The 14,400-nt window shown below is 55.9% G+C and carries 20 protein-coding genes and 5 pseudogenes; 12 read left to right on the top strand and 13 right to left on the bottom strand.

What is annotated here, in order from left to right; all coding sequences use genetic code 11:
* Positions 1 to 15 precede the first annotated feature (15 nt).
* From G3A56_RS29755 to G3A56_RS27365, 3 genes and pseudogenes are all read right to left on the bottom strand, one after another.
* A complete protein-coding gene (locus G3A56_RS29755) occupies positions 16 to 435 on the bottom strand; it encodes a thermonuclease family protein (protein ID WP_130519819.1) in 420 nt (139 codons plus the stop codon).
* Between the two features lie 73 nt (positions 436 to 508).
* A pseudogene (locus tag G3A56_RS29750) lies at positions 509 to 1,260 on the bottom strand (protelomerase family protein).
* A gap of 718 nt (positions 1,261 to 1,978) precedes the next feature.
* Positions 1,979 to 2,212, bottom strand: coding sequence for a hypothetical protein (locus G3A56_RS27365; protein ID WP_130521491.1), 234 nt, complete (start codon positions 2,210 to 2,212; stop codon positions 1,979 to 1,981).
* A gap of 157 nt (positions 2,213 to 2,369) precedes the next feature.
* Between G3A56_RS27365 and G3A56_RS27360 the strand changes: the two are divergent.
* The 3 genes and pseudogenes from G3A56_RS27360 (at position 2,370) to G3A56_RS27350 (ending at position 3,233) form a co-directional block, all read left to right on the top strand.
* Positions 2,370 to 2,647, top strand: a pseudogene (locus tag G3A56_RS27360) (type II toxin-antitoxin system RelE/ParE family toxin).
* A 12-nt stretch (positions 2,648 to 2,659) separates the two neighbouring features.
* Positions 2,660 to 2,947: a HigA family addiction module antitoxin gene (locus G3A56_RS27355; RefSeq protein WP_130521495.1), complete on the top strand. Its 288-nt coding sequence runs from the start codon at positions 2,660 to 2,662 to the stop codon at positions 2,945 to 2,947.
* 76 nt (positions 2,948 to 3,023) lie between these two features.
* Complete coding sequence (locus G3A56_RS27350; RefSeq protein ID WP_164056900.1) at positions 3,024 to 3,233, top strand: hypothetical protein; 210 nt, start codon at positions 3,024 to 3,026, stop codon at positions 3,231 to 3,233.
* 23 nt (positions 3,234 to 3,256) lie between these two features.
* On the opposite strand, the gene G3A56_RS27345 is transcribed toward G3A56_RS27350, so the two are convergent.
* Both G3A56_RS27345 and G3A56_RS27340 read right to left on the bottom strand, forming a co-directional pair.
* A complete protein-coding gene (locus G3A56_RS27345; protein WP_130521497.1) occupies positions 3,257 to 3,502 on the bottom strand; it encodes a hypothetical protein in 246 nt (81 codons plus the stop codon).
* A 17-nt stretch (positions 3,503 to 3,519) separates the two neighbouring features.
* Entirely contained in the window at positions 3,520 to 3,921 is a 402-nt protein-coding gene (locus G3A56_RS27340; RefSeq protein ID WP_164056901.1) for a hypothetical protein, read from the bottom strand.
* A 1,226-nt stretch (positions 3,922 to 5,147) separates the two neighbouring features.
* Here G3A56_RS27340 and G3A56_RS27335 point away from each other — a divergent pair.
* Both G3A56_RS27335 and G3A56_RS27330 read left to right on the top strand, forming a co-directional pair.
* A complete protein-coding gene (locus G3A56_RS27335; RefSeq protein WP_164056977.1) occupies positions 5,148 to 5,363 on the top strand; it encodes a hypothetical protein in 216 nt (71 codons plus the stop codon).
* 1 nt (position 5,364) lies between these two features.
* Positions 5,365 to 5,550: a hypothetical protein gene (locus G3A56_RS27330; RefSeq protein ID WP_130521499.1), complete on the top strand. Its 186-nt coding sequence runs from the start codon at positions 5,365 to 5,367 to the stop codon at positions 5,548 to 5,550.
* A 283-nt stretch (positions 5,551 to 5,833) separates the two neighbouring features.
* Here the strand turns inward: G3A56_RS27330 and G3A56_RS27325 are convergent, their stop codons facing one another.
* The 3 genes and pseudogenes from G3A56_RS27325 to G3A56_RS27315 all read right to left on the bottom strand — a co-directional run bounded on the left by G3A56_RS27325 (position 5,834) and on the right by G3A56_RS27315 (position 6,617).
* The gene (locus G3A56_RS27325; protein ID WP_164056900.1) at positions 5,834 to 6,043 is read right to left on the bottom strand and encodes a hypothetical protein; all 210 of its coding nucleotides are present in this window, start codon (positions 6,041 to 6,043) and stop codon (positions 5,834 to 5,836) included.
* Between the two features lie 76 nt (positions 6,044 to 6,119).
* Positions 6,120 to 6,404, bottom strand: a pseudogene (locus G3A56_RS27320) (HigA family addiction module antitoxin).
* A 12-nt stretch (positions 6,405 to 6,416) separates the two neighbouring features.
* A complete protein-coding gene (locus G3A56_RS27315) occupies positions 6,417 to 6,617 on the bottom strand; it encodes a type II toxin-antitoxin system RelE/ParE family toxin (protein WP_425503402.1) in 201 nt (66 codons plus the stop codon).
* A 232-nt stretch (positions 6,618 to 6,849) separates the two neighbouring features.
* On the opposite strand from G3A56_RS27315, the gene G3A56_RS27310 reads away from it, so the two are divergent.
* From G3A56_RS27310 to G3A56_RS27285, 6 genes are all read left to right on the top strand, one after another.
* Positions 6,850 to 7,083: a hypothetical protein gene (locus G3A56_RS27310; protein WP_130521491.1), complete on the top strand. Its 234-nt coding sequence runs from the start codon at positions 6,850 to 6,852 to the stop codon at positions 7,081 to 7,083.
* A 58-nt stretch (positions 7,084 to 7,141) separates the two neighbouring features.
* The gene (locus G3A56_RS27305) at positions 7,142 to 7,474 is read left to right on the top strand and encodes a hypothetical protein (RefSeq protein WP_164056976.1); all 333 of its coding nucleotides are present in this window, start codon (positions 7,142 to 7,144) and stop codon (positions 7,472 to 7,474) included.
* A gap of 140 nt (positions 7,475 to 7,614) precedes the next feature.
* Positions 7,615 to 7,824, top strand: a complete 210-nt coding sequence (locus G3A56_RS27300; protein WP_164056975.1) for a hypothetical protein — start codon at positions 7,615 to 7,617, stop codon at positions 7,822 to 7,824.
* Between the two features lie 272 nt (positions 7,825 to 8,096).
* Positions 8,097 to 8,501, top strand: a complete 405-nt coding sequence (locus G3A56_RS27295; protein ID WP_164056974.1) for a protelomerase family protein — start codon at positions 8,097 to 8,099, stop codon at positions 8,499 to 8,501.
* A 272-nt stretch (positions 8,502 to 8,773) separates the two neighbouring features.
* Entirely contained in the window at positions 8,774 to 9,232 is a 459-nt protein-coding gene (locus G3A56_RS29745; protein ID WP_164056995.1) for a thermonuclease family protein, read from the top strand.
* 120 nt (positions 9,233 to 9,352) lie between these two features.
* Positions 9,353 to 9,610 (top strand): hypothetical protein, encoded by a 258-nt coding sequence (locus G3A56_RS27285; RefSeq protein WP_164056973.1) that lies wholly within the window; start codon positions 9,353 to 9,355, stop codon positions 9,608 to 9,610.
* Positions 9,611 to 9,719: 109 nt separating this feature from the next.
* Here G3A56_RS27285 and G3A56_RS27280 read toward each other — a convergent pair whose 3' ends face one another.
* The 5 genes and pseudogenes from G3A56_RS27280 to G3A56_RS27265 form a co-directional block, all read right to left on the bottom strand.
* Positions 9,720 to 10,028 carry a hypothetical protein gene (locus G3A56_RS27280; RefSeq protein ID WP_164056972.1) on the bottom strand — a complete coding sequence of 103 codons (309 nt, stop codon included), beginning with the start codon at positions 10,026 to 10,028 and terminating at the stop codon, positions 9,720 to 9,722.
* A gap of 1,182 nt (positions 10,029 to 11,210) precedes the next feature.
* On the bottom strand, positions 11,211 to 11,519 hold the full coding sequence (locus tag G3A56_RS29195; protein WP_246231478.1) for a hypothetical protein: 309 nt from the start codon (positions 11,517 to 11,519) through the stop codon (positions 11,211 to 11,213).
* A gap of 145 nt (positions 11,520 to 11,664) precedes the next feature.
* A complete protein-coding gene (locus tag G3A56_RS29190; RefSeq protein ID WP_246231477.1) occupies positions 11,665 to 12,270 on the bottom strand; it encodes an ABC transporter permease subunit in 606 nt (201 codons plus the stop codon).
* A gap of 109 nt (positions 12,271 to 12,379) precedes the next feature.
* Positions 12,380 to 13,406, bottom strand: a pseudogene (locus G3A56_RS29530) (transporter substrate-binding domain-containing protein).
* Positions 13,407 to 13,473: 67 nt separating this feature from the next.
* On the bottom strand, positions 13,474 to 14,067 hold the full coding sequence (locus G3A56_RS27265) for a recombinase family protein (protein WP_130521456.1): 594 nt from the start codon (positions 14,065 to 14,067) through the stop codon (positions 13,474 to 13,476).
* A 155-nt stretch (positions 14,068 to 14,222) separates the two neighbouring features.
* Between G3A56_RS27265 and G3A56_RS27260 the strand changes: the two are divergent.
* Positions 14,223 to 14,400: pseudogene (locus G3A56_RS27260) on the top strand (DUF4158 domain-containing protein); the annotation flags it as partial.

The following is a 14,400-nucleotide window of genomic DNA, read 5'->3' as shown; positions in this document are numbered from 1 at the left end:
TGATGGATCTCCGGTTTACGACTGACACCATTGGTTTCGATCACGGTATCCTCCGCGATAGGCATGGCCGAGGCCGAGCTTGATCATCTGGTCTGCAATGTCTCCATGCTGCGTCATCACCTGCGTCAACACGCGGCCATAGCGATCTTCGCCTTGATCTCGGTATTGGATGCCGGGCGTGCTCATGAGACGCTGAAGCTGTTGGGTAGCGCGATCCGCAAGCGCTCGCTCCTGACCGCAACGAGCGCCTTCGCCAGCTTCTGGTGCGTCATAACCGACGATCCGGTACTTAATGCCGTCCCGCCAGAACGTGTCTCCATCGACGATGCAGGTTATCCGCTTGCCCGTAGTGCAGATCGGCCATTGATCCTGTGCTGTTGCGGGTAATGAGGTGGTGAGTGCTGCGAGAGCAGCGATTCCAGCTCTGATATGCAATTCTTGCTCCTTCAATTGTCCTCAGCTTCGCGCTCTTCGGCTGCTGCCTCGATCTTTTTCGCCAACTGTTTTTTTACCCGGCGTGTCGCGCCGGCATCTTTTTGATCGGGAGGTAGTATTTCATGTAGGAAGAGGCCGTTTCGATATCCTTCTCAGTGTGGCCGAGCGCTTCTGCGAAGAATGCGGCTTTCGTCTTCGACTTAGGCCGGAAAAACTGGTCCGCGATTTCCGCGTACAGTGCGCGAACGTTATGCGCCTTGATTTTCTTGGCTTCGATCACGTTCGGCGTGTCTTCGAGCGAGACTTTTGGCCAGAGTTTTTCGAGGATTTCGTCACGGACGGCGGGAAGGATGCACTTGGGGTTCGGAGCGCGCAGCAAGTCTGCTTTGAATTCGTCGCTCGTCATCTCGCGCCATATCTGGCCACTTTCACTGTAGCGGAGCACCATCCAAGCAAAAATGACATCTCGCGCTTTTGTCAGCACGGGGATCGGAAACGACTGGTCGAATTGCGTCCCTCGTTTCCACGAGTCTTTGCCTGTCCGGAGAATAGGACGCGCCACGTCTCGTAGCCACGGCCACGGGTATGTTCTGTGTTCGTGGTCGGGTCTGCCATAATCGGCAGGGGCGAGAAGACGCCTTGGCAGAAGATTTCGAAAGGGCGACGGCCGGTCAGGATACCGAGAGCCACGCCGATCTCGACGGCGCGTGTTCTCGATATATCAGAGGCCGTTTCACGAGCTGCTTGTTCCAAGGCGCTCCAAGAGGCGTCTGTGGCCGGAATAAGCTCCTTTGCGCGATCTAGGATATCCTGCCAGTGTGGCATAGGCACCAAGTCGCGGTGTTGCTCAACAATTGCATCTCGATATTGGATGGATCGGGCCTTTTGGGCATCTTCGGGTGGTCTGACGATGGAAAGCGTTAGTTCATCATCCAGTCCGCGTCTGCGAAGCTCGTTGCGATAGGCGGCGGTTGTCGTCAGAACGGTGTTGCTCTTGAGGGTTTGCAGCATTTCGTCCAGCTCCGACTTCCAGAGCTTCCCGAGGCCGCGCTTATAGACGGCGCTGGCCTGCTTTTCGGTCTTGCCCTCTGCGAGCGAACGATCGTGCTCTTCTTTGAGCGTTTGAGCTGCTGTGCCAAACAGATCAATACTATCGGCGCGGGTCGCCTTGCGCCCGCCAGCGCCGCGAGATTCAACCGTGCGGAGTGGATCGTCAGAGCGGTCGAGGACCTTAACGAAGTGCAGCGCCGGGTGATTGTCACCGTAGGCTTCACGAATTGCATTGCGGTAGCGCGAGGCATAGATGTTGCGCGTCGATACGGACTTGTCCGCAAACGTCTCCCATTCCTTTTCCCAAAGGTCGGCGTAATCATCGGCGTCGGCTGTCAGGTTTGCAACAAATGTTGCAATGGCATCCTTGACCACCGGGCGACGGCCGGTCTTTGCACGCTGCTGTTCGTCGGCGTCGGTCTTCTTCGCGTTCATTGAACTTTCTCATTTCCTTGATGTGCGGTGATCATTGGCGAAGGCTTCATGAAGCCGCTCACTGCGGTTCGCTTTCATCGCTGACTGTGAAAACCACCGTTTCACCTTCGATAGTGTACGGCACCTTTTTGCTAAGGAGCTGATCGGCCGCGATTTCCGGCAGATTGTAGGTTTCCACGATGACCTTGCGCAGTTGGGGCCTGTCGTCTTCGAAATGATATCCATTAATCGCCCATGCGACGATTCCGGGCGTGTGAACGGCGGGGCTTGATCCGAGACGGTAGGTTGCCATTTGCGATCTCCTTGGATGACTATGGAGGCAGAATAAAATAAAAATATATGGTCGGCAACATAAAAAGTAAAAATAACGACTGTTTATTTTATTAAATTGAGGGAGCAAAGCCCGATTATGCCCTTGTAGCGCGTAGCGTCACATGCTACATAGGAGTATGATAATCGGCTTTCGACACAAGGGGCTTGAGACCTTTACAAAACCGGCTCTGCCCGTGGGGTTCAAGCTGCTCATGCGCCGAAGCTGTCCCGTATCCTTGCTGCCTTAAATGCAGCGGCATCGCCTGCCGAACTGAACCAACCAGCCTACAAGCTACACCCCTTGAAAGGGACGCTGAAGGGGCATTGGTCGATATGGGTAAATGGCAACTGGAGGGTTACTTTCCGGTTTGTCGGAGCTGACGTGGAGTTGGTCGATTACGTGGATTATCATTGAAGGAGACATACAGTGATGAAGAACCATCCCCATCCGGGCGAGCTGCTTCGCGAGGATGTTTTGGTGCCTCTCGGCATTGAGGTGACTGACGCGGCGCAGCGCCTTGGAATTGCCCGGTCTACGCTCTCTCGGATCATCAACGGGAAGGCTGGCATTAGTCCTGATCTGGCGATCCGGCTTGAACGTGCTGGCGTCAGCACCGCACGGTTTTGGATGAATTTGCAGTTGAACTACGAACTGTCCAAGGCCGAAGCGCGGGATCAGCCGGAAGTGAGGCCATTGCAGTCGGCAGCGGCTTGAAAATCGGAATCGTTCGTTCATTGGATTTGGCACGCCCAAACGTTACCAGTCTTTGCAGGATATCGAGGGAACCAAGATGAACGTCGTTTTTGCAGCAATAAGCGCCAGCCTCTTTTTGGCAATGCCTGCGATGGCTCAAAAGAGCGAAGTGAAACGCTCTCAACCATTTCAGGCGCAGGAGCGTTGCGAGACCAGATTGCAGGGACCGGAGCAGGAGCTATGCGAGGTGGCACAAAAGGCGACCCATGCGCCTAGCGGAAACCAAGAGAGCAGCGGAAGACAATAAGGGCACAGCCAGGTCATCGGGGCCTAGCTGCCAAGCGTACCAGCGTCCCGCGCCATCTCTTCTGCTGTACCCCATGCGTCTTCCCGGTCTTGAGTGTAGTATGCGATTGCCTCTGCCCTTTCACGCGAAAGGTTGGGGCGAGAGATGCGATATTCGCCCTCCCGCTTACTGATTGTCAGGCCGAGGGCGCGCACCGCGCCAAACAGGGCCTTGTCGTTTCGTGTGGGAACGTTGAGAGCATCGGCGATAATTTTGGCTACAGTCACCATGTGCATTCGATCTCCGGTTAGAATTCGTATGTTCGAGTGCCGTCCGGCAGCTCGCAGGCGATTTCCACGTGCAAGCTTTCGATCTCGTCCGTCTCGTAGTATTCGTCACGCCACTTGATCGCCGCTCCGTAGCTCTCAGCCGTGTGCACGTCGCATTCGCGCTCGTAGCCTGCGTTTTCCACCACAGTGTATCGCTTCTTCATATCAGCGTCCTTTCGGTGATGCTGCGGGCATCGAGGGATCGTGCCGTAGGTGTACGTATCCAGCTTCTGGTTGGCGTGCTCGCGCTCGGCCTTGCGGATATCGCGACCATATCTGAGCGGATCAAAGTAGAACTCGATCTCAAGGCCAAGATCGCCATATGTGGCGACGTAGAACCGGGGCATTTCTACCCCGGCGCTGTTTAGGCATTTTGTCATCTCATCGTTTCCTTGTGGCTGATTTGAAGGTGTGTTCGACGGTGATTTTGAGGAAGAGGGGGATGGAGATTTCGAGGGCGATTTTGGTAGAGCCGTTGGGTTTGAGCTTTGCGAGGATACGGGCGAAGGAAGCCTTGAGGCGTCGGCCGGTTGCGCGGCAGAACTGGAACGTCTGGAACATTTGCGGACCTTTCGTTAGGCATCAGCGCCATGTGAAGACTATAGGCTTGAGGCCGCAGGCGGTCAACATAAAAAGTAAAAATAACTGAAAATAATTTTACGAAATAGGCGATTAAGGGGCTTGCGTTTAGTAAAAATATCAGGCATATTGAGACCATGAAGAGCGGGAAAGCGGGTTCCACCATGACGACGACGAGAAAAGTAAAAAAAAGCGAGAAAAGTAAAAATAATTGTTGACCTGAGCGCAGAAAACGGCCATAGTAGGATTGGAAAAGGCTCCGATATTGGCTGAACGCGCAAGAAAAGTAAAAAAATCGCGATATGGGCGATAAAAAGTAAAAATAATGCTTGCGATTAGTAAAAATAGCTGGTAATATAGTAAAATTATGCGGGTGAAAGGGACACAGGCGGCGCGTTTAATATAAAACTACACCGGTGTAGTTTTATATTAAACGCGCCGCCTGTGTCCCTTTCACCCGCATAATTTTACTATATTACCAGCTATTTTTACTAATCGCAAGCATTATTTTTACTTTTTATCGCCCATATCGCGATTTTTTTACTTTTCTTGCGCGTTCAGCCAATATCGGAGCCTTTTCCAATCCTACTATGGCCGTTTTCTGCGCTCAGGTCAACAATTATTTTTACTTTTCTCGCTTTTTTTTACTTTTCTCGTCGTCGTCATGGTGGAACCCGCTTTCCCGCTCTTCATGGTCTCAATATGCCTGATATTTTTACTAAACGCAAGCCCCTTAATCGCCTATTTCGTAAAATTATTTTCAGTTATTTTTACTTTTTATGTTGACCGCCTGCGGCCTCAAGCCTATAGTCTTCACATGGCGCTGATGCCTAACGAAAGGTCCGCAAATGTTCCAGACGTTCCAGTTCTGCCGCGCAACCGGCCGACGCCTCAAGGCTTCCTTCGCCCGTATCCTCGCAAAGCTCAAACCCAACGGCTCTACCAAAATCGCCTCGAAATCTCCATCCCCTCTTCCTCAAAATCACCGTCGAACACACCTTCAAATCAGCCACAAGGAAACGATGAGATGACAAAATGCCTAAACAGCGCCGGGGTAGAAATGCCCCGGTTCTACGTCGCCACATATGGCGATCTTGGCCTTGAGATCGAGTTCTACTTTGATCCGCTCAGATATGGTCGCGATATCCGCAAGGCCGAGCGCGAGCACGCCAACCAGAAGCTGGATACGTACACCTACGGCACGATCCCCTCGATGCCCGCAGCATCACCGAAAGGACGCTGATATGAAGAAGCGATACACTGTGGTGGAAAACGCAGGCTACGAGCGCGAATGCGACGTGCACACGGCTGAGAGCTACGGAGCGGCGATCAAGTGGCGTGACGAATACTACGAGACGGACGAGATCGAAAGCTTGCACGTGGAAATCGCCTGCGAGCTGCCGGACGGCACTCGAACATACGAATTCTAACCGGAGATCGAATGCACATGGTGACTGTAGCCAAAATTATCGCCGATGCTCTCAACGTTCCCACACGAAACGACAAGGCCCTGTTTGGCGCGGTGCGCGCCTCGGCCTGACAATCAGTAAGCGGGAGGGCGAATATCGCATCTCTCGCCCCAACCTTTCGCGTGAAAGGGCAGAGGCAATCGCATACTACACTCAAGACCGGAAGACGCATGGGGTACAGCAGAAGAGATGGCGCGGGACGCTGGTACGCTTGGCAGCTAGGCCCGATGACCTGGCTGTGCCCTTATTGTCTTCCGCTGCTCTCTTGGTTTCCGCTAGGCGCATGGGTCGCCTTTTGTGCCACCTCGCATAGCTCCTGCTCCGGTCCCTGCAATCTGGTCTCGCAACGCTCCTGCGCCTGAAATGGTTGAGAGCGTTTCACTTCGCTCTTTTGAGCCATCGCAGGCATTGCCAAAAAGAGGCTGGCGCTTATTGCTGCAAAAACGACGTTCATCTTGGTTCCCTCGATATCCTGCAAAGACTGGTAACGTTTGGGCGTGCCAAATCCAATGAACGAACGATTCCGATTTTCAAGCCGCTGCCGACTGCAATGGCCTCACTTCCGGCTGATCCCGCGCTTCGGCCTTGGACAGTTCGTAGTTCAACTGCAAATTCATCCAAACCGTGCGGTGCTGACGCCAGCACGTTCAAGCCGGATCGCCAGATCAGGACTAATGCCAGCCTTCCCGTTGATGATCCGAGAGAGCGTAGACCGGGCAATTCCAAGGCGCTGCGCCGCGTCAGTCACCTCAATGCCGAGAGGCACCAAAACATCCTCGCGAAGCAGCTCGCCGGATGGGATGGTTCTTCATCACTGTATGTCTCCTTCAATGATAATCCACGTAATCGACCAACTCCACGTCAGCTCCGACAAACCGGAAAGTAACCCTCCAGTTGCCATTTACCCATATCGACCAATGCCCCTTCAGCGTCCCTTTCAAGGGTGTAGCTTGTAGGCTGGTTGGTTCAGTTCGGCAGGCGATGCCGCTGCATTTAAGGCAGCAAGGATACGGACAGCTTCGGCGCATGAGCAGCTTGAACCCACGGGCAGAGCCGGTTTTGTAAAGGGTCTCAAGCCCCTTGTGTCGAAAGCCGATTATCATACTCCTATGTAGCATGTGACGCTACGCGCTACAAGGGCATAATCGGGCTTTGCTCCCTCAATTTAATAAAATAAACAGTCGTTATTTTTACTTTTTATGTTGCCGACCATATATTTTTATTTTATTCTGCCTCCATAGTCATCCAAGGAGATCGCAAATGGCAACCTACCGTCTCGGATCAAGCCCCGCCGTTCACACGCCCGGAATCGTCGCATGGGCGATTAATGGATATCATTTCGAAGACGACAGGCCCCAACTGCGCAAGGTCATCGTGGAAACCTACAATCTGCCGGAAATCGCGGCCGATCAGCTCCTTAGCAAAAAGGTGCCGTACACTATCGAAGGTGAAACGGTGGTTTTCACAGTCAGCGATGAAAGCGAACCGCAGTGAGCGGCTTCATGAAGCCTTCGCCAATGATCACCGCACATCAAGGAAATGAGAAAGTTCAATGAACGCGAAGAAGACCGACGCCGACGAACAGCAGCGTGCAAAGACCGGCCGTCGCCCGGTGGTCAAGGATGCCATTGCAACATTTGTTGCAAACCTGACAGCCGACGCCGATGATTACGCCGACCTTTGGGAAAAGGAATGGGAGACGTTTGCGGACAAGTCCGTATCGACGCGCAACATCTATGCCTCGCGCTACCGCAATGCAATTCGTGAAGCCTACGTGACAATCACCCGGCGCTGCACTTCGTTAAGGTCCTCGACCGCTCTGACGATCCACTCCGCACGGTTGAATCTCGCGGCGCTGGCGGCGCAAGGCGACCCGCGCCGATAGTATTGATCTGTTTGGCACAGCAGCTCAAACGCTCAAAGAAGAGCACGATCGTTCGCTCGCAGAGGGCAAGACCGAAAAAGCAGGCCAGCGCCGTCTATAAGCGCGGCCTCGGGAAGCTCTGGAAGTCGGAGCTGGACGAAATGCTGCAAACCCTCAAGAGCAACACCGTTCTGACGACAACCGCCGCCTATCGCAACGAGCTTCGCAGACGCGGACTGGATGATGAACTAACGCTTTCCATCGTCAGACCACCCGAAGATGCCCAAAAGGCCCGATCCATCAATATCGAGATGCAATTGTTGAGCAACACCGCGACTTGGTGCCTATGCCACACTGGCAGGATATCCTAGATCGCGCAAAGGAGCTTATTCCGGCCACAGACGCCTCTTGGAGCGCCTTGGAACAAGCAGCTCGTGAAACGGCCTCTGATATATCGAGAACACGCGCCGTCGAGATCGGCGTGGCTCTCGGTATCCTGACGGCCGTCGCCCTTTCGAAATCTTCTGCCAAGGCGTCTTCTCGCCCCTGCCGATTATGGCAGACCCGACCACGAACACAGAACATACCCGTGGCCGTGGCTACGAGACGTGGCGCGTCCTATTCTCCGGACAGGCAAAGACTCGTGGAAACGAGGGACGCAATTCGACCAGTCGTTTCCGATCCCCGTGCTGACAAAAGCGCGAGATGTCATTTTGCTTGGATGGTGCTCCGCTACAGTGAAAGTGGCCAGATATGGCGCGAGATGACGAGCGACGAATTCAAAGCAGACTTGCTGCGCGCTCCGAACCCCAAGTGCATCCTTCCCGCCGTCCGTGACGAAATCCTCGAAAAACTCTGGCCAAAAGTCTCGCTCGAAGACACGCCGAACGTGATCGAAGCCAAGAAAATCAAGGCGCATAACGTTCGCGCACTGTACGCGGAAATCGCGGACCAGTTTTTCCGGCCTAAGTCGAAGACGAAAGCCGCATTCTCGCAGAAGCGCTCGGCCACACTGAGAAGGATATCGAAACGGCCTCTTCCTACATGAAATACTACCTCCCCGATCAAAAAGATGCCGGCGCGACACGCCGGGTAAAAAAACAGTTGGCGAAAAAGATCGAGGCAGCAGCCGAAGAGCGCGAAGCTGAGGACAATTGAAGGGAGCAAGAATTGCATATCAGAGCTGGAATCGCTGCTCTCGCAGCACTCACCACCTCATTACCCGCAACAGCACAGGATCAATGGCCGATCTGCACTACGGGCAAGCGGATAACCTGCATCGTCGATGGAGACACGTTCTGCGGACGGCATTAAGTACGGATCGTCGGTTATGACGCACCAGAAGCTGGCGAAGGCGCTCGTTGCGGTCAGGAGCGAGCGCTTGCGGATCGCGCTACCCAACAGCTTCAGCGTCTCATGAGCACGCCCGGCATCCAATACCGAGATCAAGGCGAAGATCGCTATGGCCGCGTGTTGACGCAGGTGATGACGCAGCATGGAGACATTGCAGACCAGATGATCAAGCTCGGCCTCGGCCATGCCTATCGCGGAGGATACCGTGATCGAAACCAATGTGTCAGTCGTAAACCGGAGATCCATCAATGCGATTGCACACAGCCTCGAACACCTGAAATCCGCACTACCGCTCAATGGACCATGGAAGCCAATGAGATCGATGAGATGGCCCGGCATGTTGAGGCGTGCGCCGCCAGCGCCGCCGAATTTACCTTCAGCTTTCTCGATGCAGACCCCAAAGACGATACCTCCAAACATTCATAGACTTTGCCAACGAGCTATGGACGCGGAAGTTGCTCCTATCCCTCACGATGTTTTTTGGGTCTCGTGGGTGCAGAAGGTGCTCGATGAGCACGTCCATATGGCGGCTCTCTGTGAGAAAATATGAGCCCTATCGATGGAAAGCTCGTCTCGCTTTCCGTGCGCGTCATGTTCGAAAATCATCGCCGCAATGGCTTGGTCTTCCTGAATCAAGTCGGACAGAGAGTTTGCGGCGATCACAAGCACGTCCTTGTCAGCCACGCCGACAACGATTCGACGCAACTGCTCGTGGACACGGGCTTTGGTGTGTCAGCGGCGCTGATCGGCGCCCTTGCCACTCCGCAAGCCATCCGCCGGGAAGAGCCTGCCCGGCGCGCTTGAACAAGCAGCGCTTGCAGAAGAAAAAGCCGCCTATTGGCCAATGATCGTGATCGATGTTCGCGCCAGCCAACAGGCATCACAAAACCGGAAGGGAGAGGCGGCTGGACCGTCAAACCACACTGGCGAAGAGGTCATATTCGCCATCTGGCTGATGCCGCATGATCCCCATCCCGCCTTGCTGCGTCAATATGGAAACAGGCATTCCCATCAAGCCCGAATATGTTGTGAAGTCTGATCCATGCCTTCGGATCATGTAGATGAACCGACGCTTGACGAGTTTACGATCCCGCACGTCGCCTTCGCGGCCGCTGAGCACTATGCCGTCTTTCCTACCGCCGAGAAGCACGAGCTGATCCAAACTCTCAAGCGCGATGTTGAAGCGCGCTTCGCACGAGAACGTGAAAATGTCGCCGGACATGCGCGGCTTTGAAAGCAATTGAAGACGCGGATGCCCGTGGTCTTCTGGAAGTGATCTACGGCAAGGAGACTAGAAATGGAGACAGGCGAGAACTTTACGGCGCTGAACTATAGCGCCATGCGATTGAGAGCATGAAAGAGGTCGTACAGCGTCTCCCCCCGCATTTTGTTCAGTCCATCAACGCGATCCGCATCGTCAGCGATATGCTTCGCAGATCAGTGAAATTTATCCTGCCAACTGCGCAGAGCTGCTTGATCCGCTGCACGTATCGCAAGCGCACATAGACCTCCTGAAGCTCCCTTCCCGCTCGTTGCTTTCGAAGCTCCTTGGCAGAAAACCGATGCAAAGGACGCGGTTATCTCGATCACTACAAGTCAACCCGTCGCATTGCCCTTTTTGGAGCCAGGTGCAACGCCGCCGCAACTGCGCATCTCAACGTCATCCTAGATCGCTTCCGCAGGAGGCGTCTTTATCCTTCTATTTCATGGCTGGATGTCATCGAGACGTGGAATGTAGGTATCGCGGGGCTTTCGTTCCCTACGAGAACAGCTTGGCAGCAGTCGATCAGGCTCAAGTCAGCCCTTTGAGCGCCCGCGCATGGAAGCCCTTAACAGCGCCGGTTTGCTGCCCAAAAAGCCGCAGCAGTTTGCAGCAGAGCCGTTCATTCTTCAGCCGGAGCATTCGAAGCGGTCATTGCGAGAAGCGACCGTGAAACCGGATTCGCGAACATAATGAACGACACGAGGGATGAAGGTATGGCCGTGGTTCAAGCGTGTGCAGTCCTCAACTGCGAAAACGTAGCGACAGCGTGATATTTCCTGAATGCGAACACGCATCCGAGCCCCGCACCAACCATGGCAGCGACGATCATGATCGCGACCCAAGCGCGCCATGCCTGATCGGCTGGGAAGATACCGATCATGAGCACGCGCTGGCTCCGCGGAATGATATCCCATTGCGCTACCGTCAATGCCCAGCGGACGATCTGCCAGATGAGCCAGAGAACACCGGGGATGACCGTAAGAGACAGAAGGCGTCGAACGGTTTGCCGAACAGGTTGTACCGCGACCATTTCAGGGAATTGGCGATCATCGCGAGGCTCCACGTTTGGTCATGCGGCGGTCGGGCAGCCGACGGCGGCGCTTATGGCCCAGCTGAGGATCAGATAGGACATCATCACGATCACGATGCCTTCGAGGCTGTGACCGTCTGGTTGGCAATGGTGCCGTAGATGTTGAAGAGTTCGGGATAGCCGATGGCGATGCCCAGCGCCCGTGTTCTTCGCCAGGCTGATATACTGGTTGCCGAAGGACGGCAGCACGACGCGGAAAACCTGCGGCAGGATGATATCGTTGACGCGTCCCGGCTTGTCAGGCTGAGCGAGGCCGCGGCCTCCCATTGCCCCTTCGGCAACGCGTCGATGGCGCCGCGCACGATCTCCGCGATGTAGGAAGCACTGTTGACGACGATGGCGAGGAGGAGCGCGGCCATTTCAGGGCTCATGCTCGAGCCGCCGCGCCTGGAACTTCGAGGCGACGGGCACGTCGAGGCCAGGATGCCGGTCGAGAACATGATGCCGGCAAGCAGACTACCGCGCCGGCGCAGATCCAGCGGACAGACTTGTGGCGGTCGAAAATCAGGCCGAGGAGCGCAACCCAGAATGCGGTCGCGGTTCCGATGGCGAGCGTCGAATCCCCTCCCTGCCAGGGGGCACGGGAAATAGAGGCCCTGCTGGCTGATCACGACGCCATAGAACTTGCGGCGGCGGCGATCGGCGGGAAATGCAGGCAACGGCGAAGTACCAGAAGACGAGCTGGATCAGGAGCGGCGTGTTGCGCACGAACTCCACGCACCAGAAGGAGAGATTGCGCACCACCCAGTTCGTCGAGAGCCGGCCGACGCCGAGCATCGTACCGAGCACGGTGCTGAGCACGATGGCGAGGACGGCGACCTTGATCGTGTTGAATATGCCTGCGACGAAGGCCTGCGCGATCAGGCGGTCCGACGTGAAATCCGTGAAGGCCGGCCAGAAGCCGCCGTCGAAGACGAAGGTCTTGCCTTCGCTGATGTCGAAGCCGGCGGCATCCCAGAGGAACGAGAAGCTGAATTTGATCCCGTGACGGGCAAGCCCTTCCTTTACCGCATAGGCAAAGGACCACCAGGACGACAGCAGCCGCGATGATGGCGAACTGGGTGGCGTCGTACCGTATCCGGTTGCGCCGGCGGCGGGCCAGAACGTCATCGTCAGCCGCATTTCCGGGCGCGTTCGCTTTGGTGCACAGTCATGTCGAGATACCAGAACCGAGGAAGGGACTGGGGCGGCGTGCCGCCCCGGTCCGGTCATGGGAAGATCAGTTCCAGAGCGGCGAGTAGATCGAGCCACCCTGCGACCACTGGGCGTTCGGCGTGCCCTTGCGGTCGAGGAACATCTTGGTGTTCGGCCGAGGTTACGGTCGTAGATCTCGCCGTAGTTGCCGGTAGCCTTGATCGCCTGCGCGACGAAGTCGTCCGGAAGCCGAAGTCCTTGCCATAGCCGCCGCCGACGCCGAGGAACTTCTGACGAAGGGATCTTCGCTCTTCAGCTTCTCCTCGAGATTTGCCTGGGTAATCTCGGATTCTTCAGCCTGGAAGAGACGTAGGGTGATCCAGCGCAGCGCGTTGCCCACTTGGAATCGTTCGCCGCGACGAAGCCGCCGAAGGGCGACTTGTCGAGCGTGTCGGGCAGGATTAGGTAGTCGTCGGGCTTCGGCGAATTGCCGGCCCAGGCGGCGAGCGCGACTTGTCGGTGCTCATCGCGTTGCAGCGGCCGGAATTGAGGGCGGCGAAAAGCTTTTCGAGGTTTTCGTAGGTCAGAACCTTAGAGCCTTCCCAGCCGCGTGCCTTGAAGGCGCTGGTTAGGACCGTCTCGGTCACGGAGCCCTGCGTCGTGCAGAAGGTGGCGCCGTCGAGATCGGCGAATTCCTTGACGCCGGAATCCGTCTTCACCATGATGCCCGTGCCATCGTAGAAGTTGATCGCAGGAAATCGATGGCGATCGAGGATTCGCGCGCCGGCTTGATGGTCGTGTGCGCGAAGACGACGTCGACCTGGTTGGTGAGCACTGCGTCGAAGCGGCTCTTGTCCGTGACGGTGACGAACTTGACCTTCGAGGCATCGCCGAGAACGGCGGCCGCGACGGCGCGGCAGAAATCGACGTCGAGACCTTCCATCTGGCCCGGTCGTCGTGTTGAGGTAACCGAAGCCGGGCGCCGTGTTGTCCGTGCCGCAGTTCAGCGTACCGCGTTCCTTCACCGTATCGAGGACGGAGGCCGATGCGTGACCTGCGGTAAGAGCGAGACCAGCAAATGCGCCGGCCGTGAGAAGCTTGATCATTTTCATTGCGTTCCCTGTGAATATCGCGAGCGCCCTGCAAGGGGTCGGAACAAGATCTGTTCAAAATCCTGCGCTAAGGTCGAACGGATCGTGAACCCTCGTCTCGAACCCGCATAATGGTTTGACGACTGGTCATGAATTTCCTGGCGATCGCTGAAACGCTCATCCCAGTTGCGAGATCGTCGCGCACATCCTGCTTCTGTTTGTCGCTGAGCGTCGAGGGGCGGCCGAGGGCCTTTCCTTCCGATTTGGCGCGCTTGAGACCGGATTGCGTCCGCTCGATCAGCAAATCGCGCTCGAACTGGGCGACGGCGTTGAGCACGGTCATGGTCATCGTGCCGGCCGAGCTGGTGAGATCTGCGCCGCCGAGCGCAAGGCAATAGACGCGCACGCCCATTTCGGCCAGAGCCTTAACCGTGGTGCTGACGTCGATCGCATCGCGGCCGAGGCGATCAAGCTTAGTCACGATTAGAACGTCGCCGGACTCCAGCTTGTCCATAAGCCGGGAAAAGCCGCGGCGCTGCGCAATGGCGGTGCTGCCGGAAATCGTCTCGGTGACGATCCGGCGCGGCTCGACCTGAAAGCCGGCGGCTTCGATTTCCTGAATCTGGTTTTCGGTGGTTTGCCCGATCGTGGAGACGCGGACATAGGCAAAGGTGCGTGGCATAGGTCGAATTTCGTCCGAATAGGATGTCCGAAAATATCCCGCCTGTTCAAAAGCATGTCAAGATAATTTGTGGACAGGCTGTTTTGCCCCTGTACGAAATCGACCGTTTCCGTACAGAGGATTGGCCACCAGCGTATGTTGTAAGGAGTAAAACGGTGGCCCGGCGGACCCTTCTCAAGCCTCAGGATCGACAGGAGCTTTTCGACGTTCCAACCGACGAAGACAGCCTGATCCGCCATTATTCCCTATCGCCGCCGATCGACTTGAAATCGAGATTCGCCGACGCGAGCATAATCGGCTTGGCTTTGCGGTGCAGCTCTGCCTGATGCGCTA

The sequence above is a fragment of the Rhizobium oryzihabitans genome, assembly GCF_010669145.1.
Taxonomy (GTDB): Bacteria; Pseudomonadota; Alphaproteobacteria; order Rhizobiales; family Rhizobiaceae; genus Agrobacterium; species Agrobacterium oryzihabitans.
Note: the sequence above shows the minus strand (reverse complement) of the source record. Positions and strands in the feature narration are given on the sequence as shown.

Bases quoted from the DNA above. Each gene is read 5' to 3' on its own strand.
- G3A56_RS27365 (WP_130521491.1), bottom strand. From the start codon at position 2,212: ATGGCAACCTACCGTCTCGGATCAAGCCCCGCCGTTCACACGCCCGGA.
- G3A56_RS27350 (WP_164056900.1), top strand. From the start codon at position 3,024: ATGAACGTCGTTTTTGCAGCAATAAGCGCCAGCCTCTTTTTGGCAATG.
- G3A56_RS27345 (WP_130521497.1), bottom strand. From the start codon at position 3,502: ATGGTGACTGTAGCCAAAATTATCGCCGATGCTCTCAACGTTCCCACA.
- G3A56_RS27340 (WP_164056901.1), bottom strand. From the start codon at position 3,921: ATGACAAAATGCCTAAACAGCGCCGGGGTAGAAATGCCCCGGTTCTAC.
- G3A56_RS27335 (WP_164056977.1), top strand. From the start codon at position 5,148: ATGACAAAATGCCTAAACAGCGCCGGGGTAGAAATGCCCCGGTTCTAC.
- G3A56_RS27330 (WP_130521499.1), top strand. From the start codon at position 5,365: ATGAAGAAGCGATACACTGTGGTGGAAAACGCAGGCTACGAGCGCGAA.
- G3A56_RS27325 (WP_164056900.1), bottom strand. From the start codon at position 6,043: ATGAACGTCGTTTTTGCAGCAATAAGCGCCAGCCTCTTTTTGGCAATG.
- G3A56_RS27315 (WP_425503402.1), bottom strand. From the start codon at position 6,617: ATGCGCCGAAGCTGTCCGTATCCTTGCTGCCTTAAATGCAGCGGCATC.
- G3A56_RS27310 (WP_130521491.1), top strand. From the start codon at position 6,850: ATGGCAACCTACCGTCTCGGATCAAGCCCCGCCGTTCACACGCCCGGA.
- G3A56_RS27305 (WP_164056976.1), top strand. From the start codon at position 7,142: ATGAACGCGAAGAAGACCGACGCCGACGAACAGCAGCGTGCAAAGACC.
- G3A56_RS27300 (WP_164056975.1), top strand. From the start codon at position 7,615: ATGCTGCAAACCCTCAAGAGCAACACCGTTCTGACGACAACCGCCGCC.
- G3A56_RS27285 (WP_164056973.1), top strand. From the start codon at position 9,353: ATGAGCCCTATCGATGGAAAGCTCGTCTCGCTTTCCGTGCGCGTCATG.
- G3A56_RS27280 (WP_164056972.1), bottom strand. From the start codon at position 10,028: ATGTCCGGCGACATTTTCACGTTCTCGTGCGAAGCGCGCTTCAACATC.
- G3A56_RS29195 (WP_246231478.1), bottom strand. From the start codon at position 11,519: ATGGCCGCGCTCCTCCTCGCCATCGTCGTCAACAGTGCTTCCTACATC.
- G3A56_RS29190 (WP_246231477.1), bottom strand. From the start codon at position 12,270: ATGACGTTCTGGCCCGCCGCCGGCGCAACCGGATACGGTACGACGCCA.
- G3A56_RS27265 (WP_130521456.1), bottom strand. From the start codon at position 14,067: ATGCCACGCACCTTTGCCTATGTCCGCGTCTCCACGATCGGGCAAACC.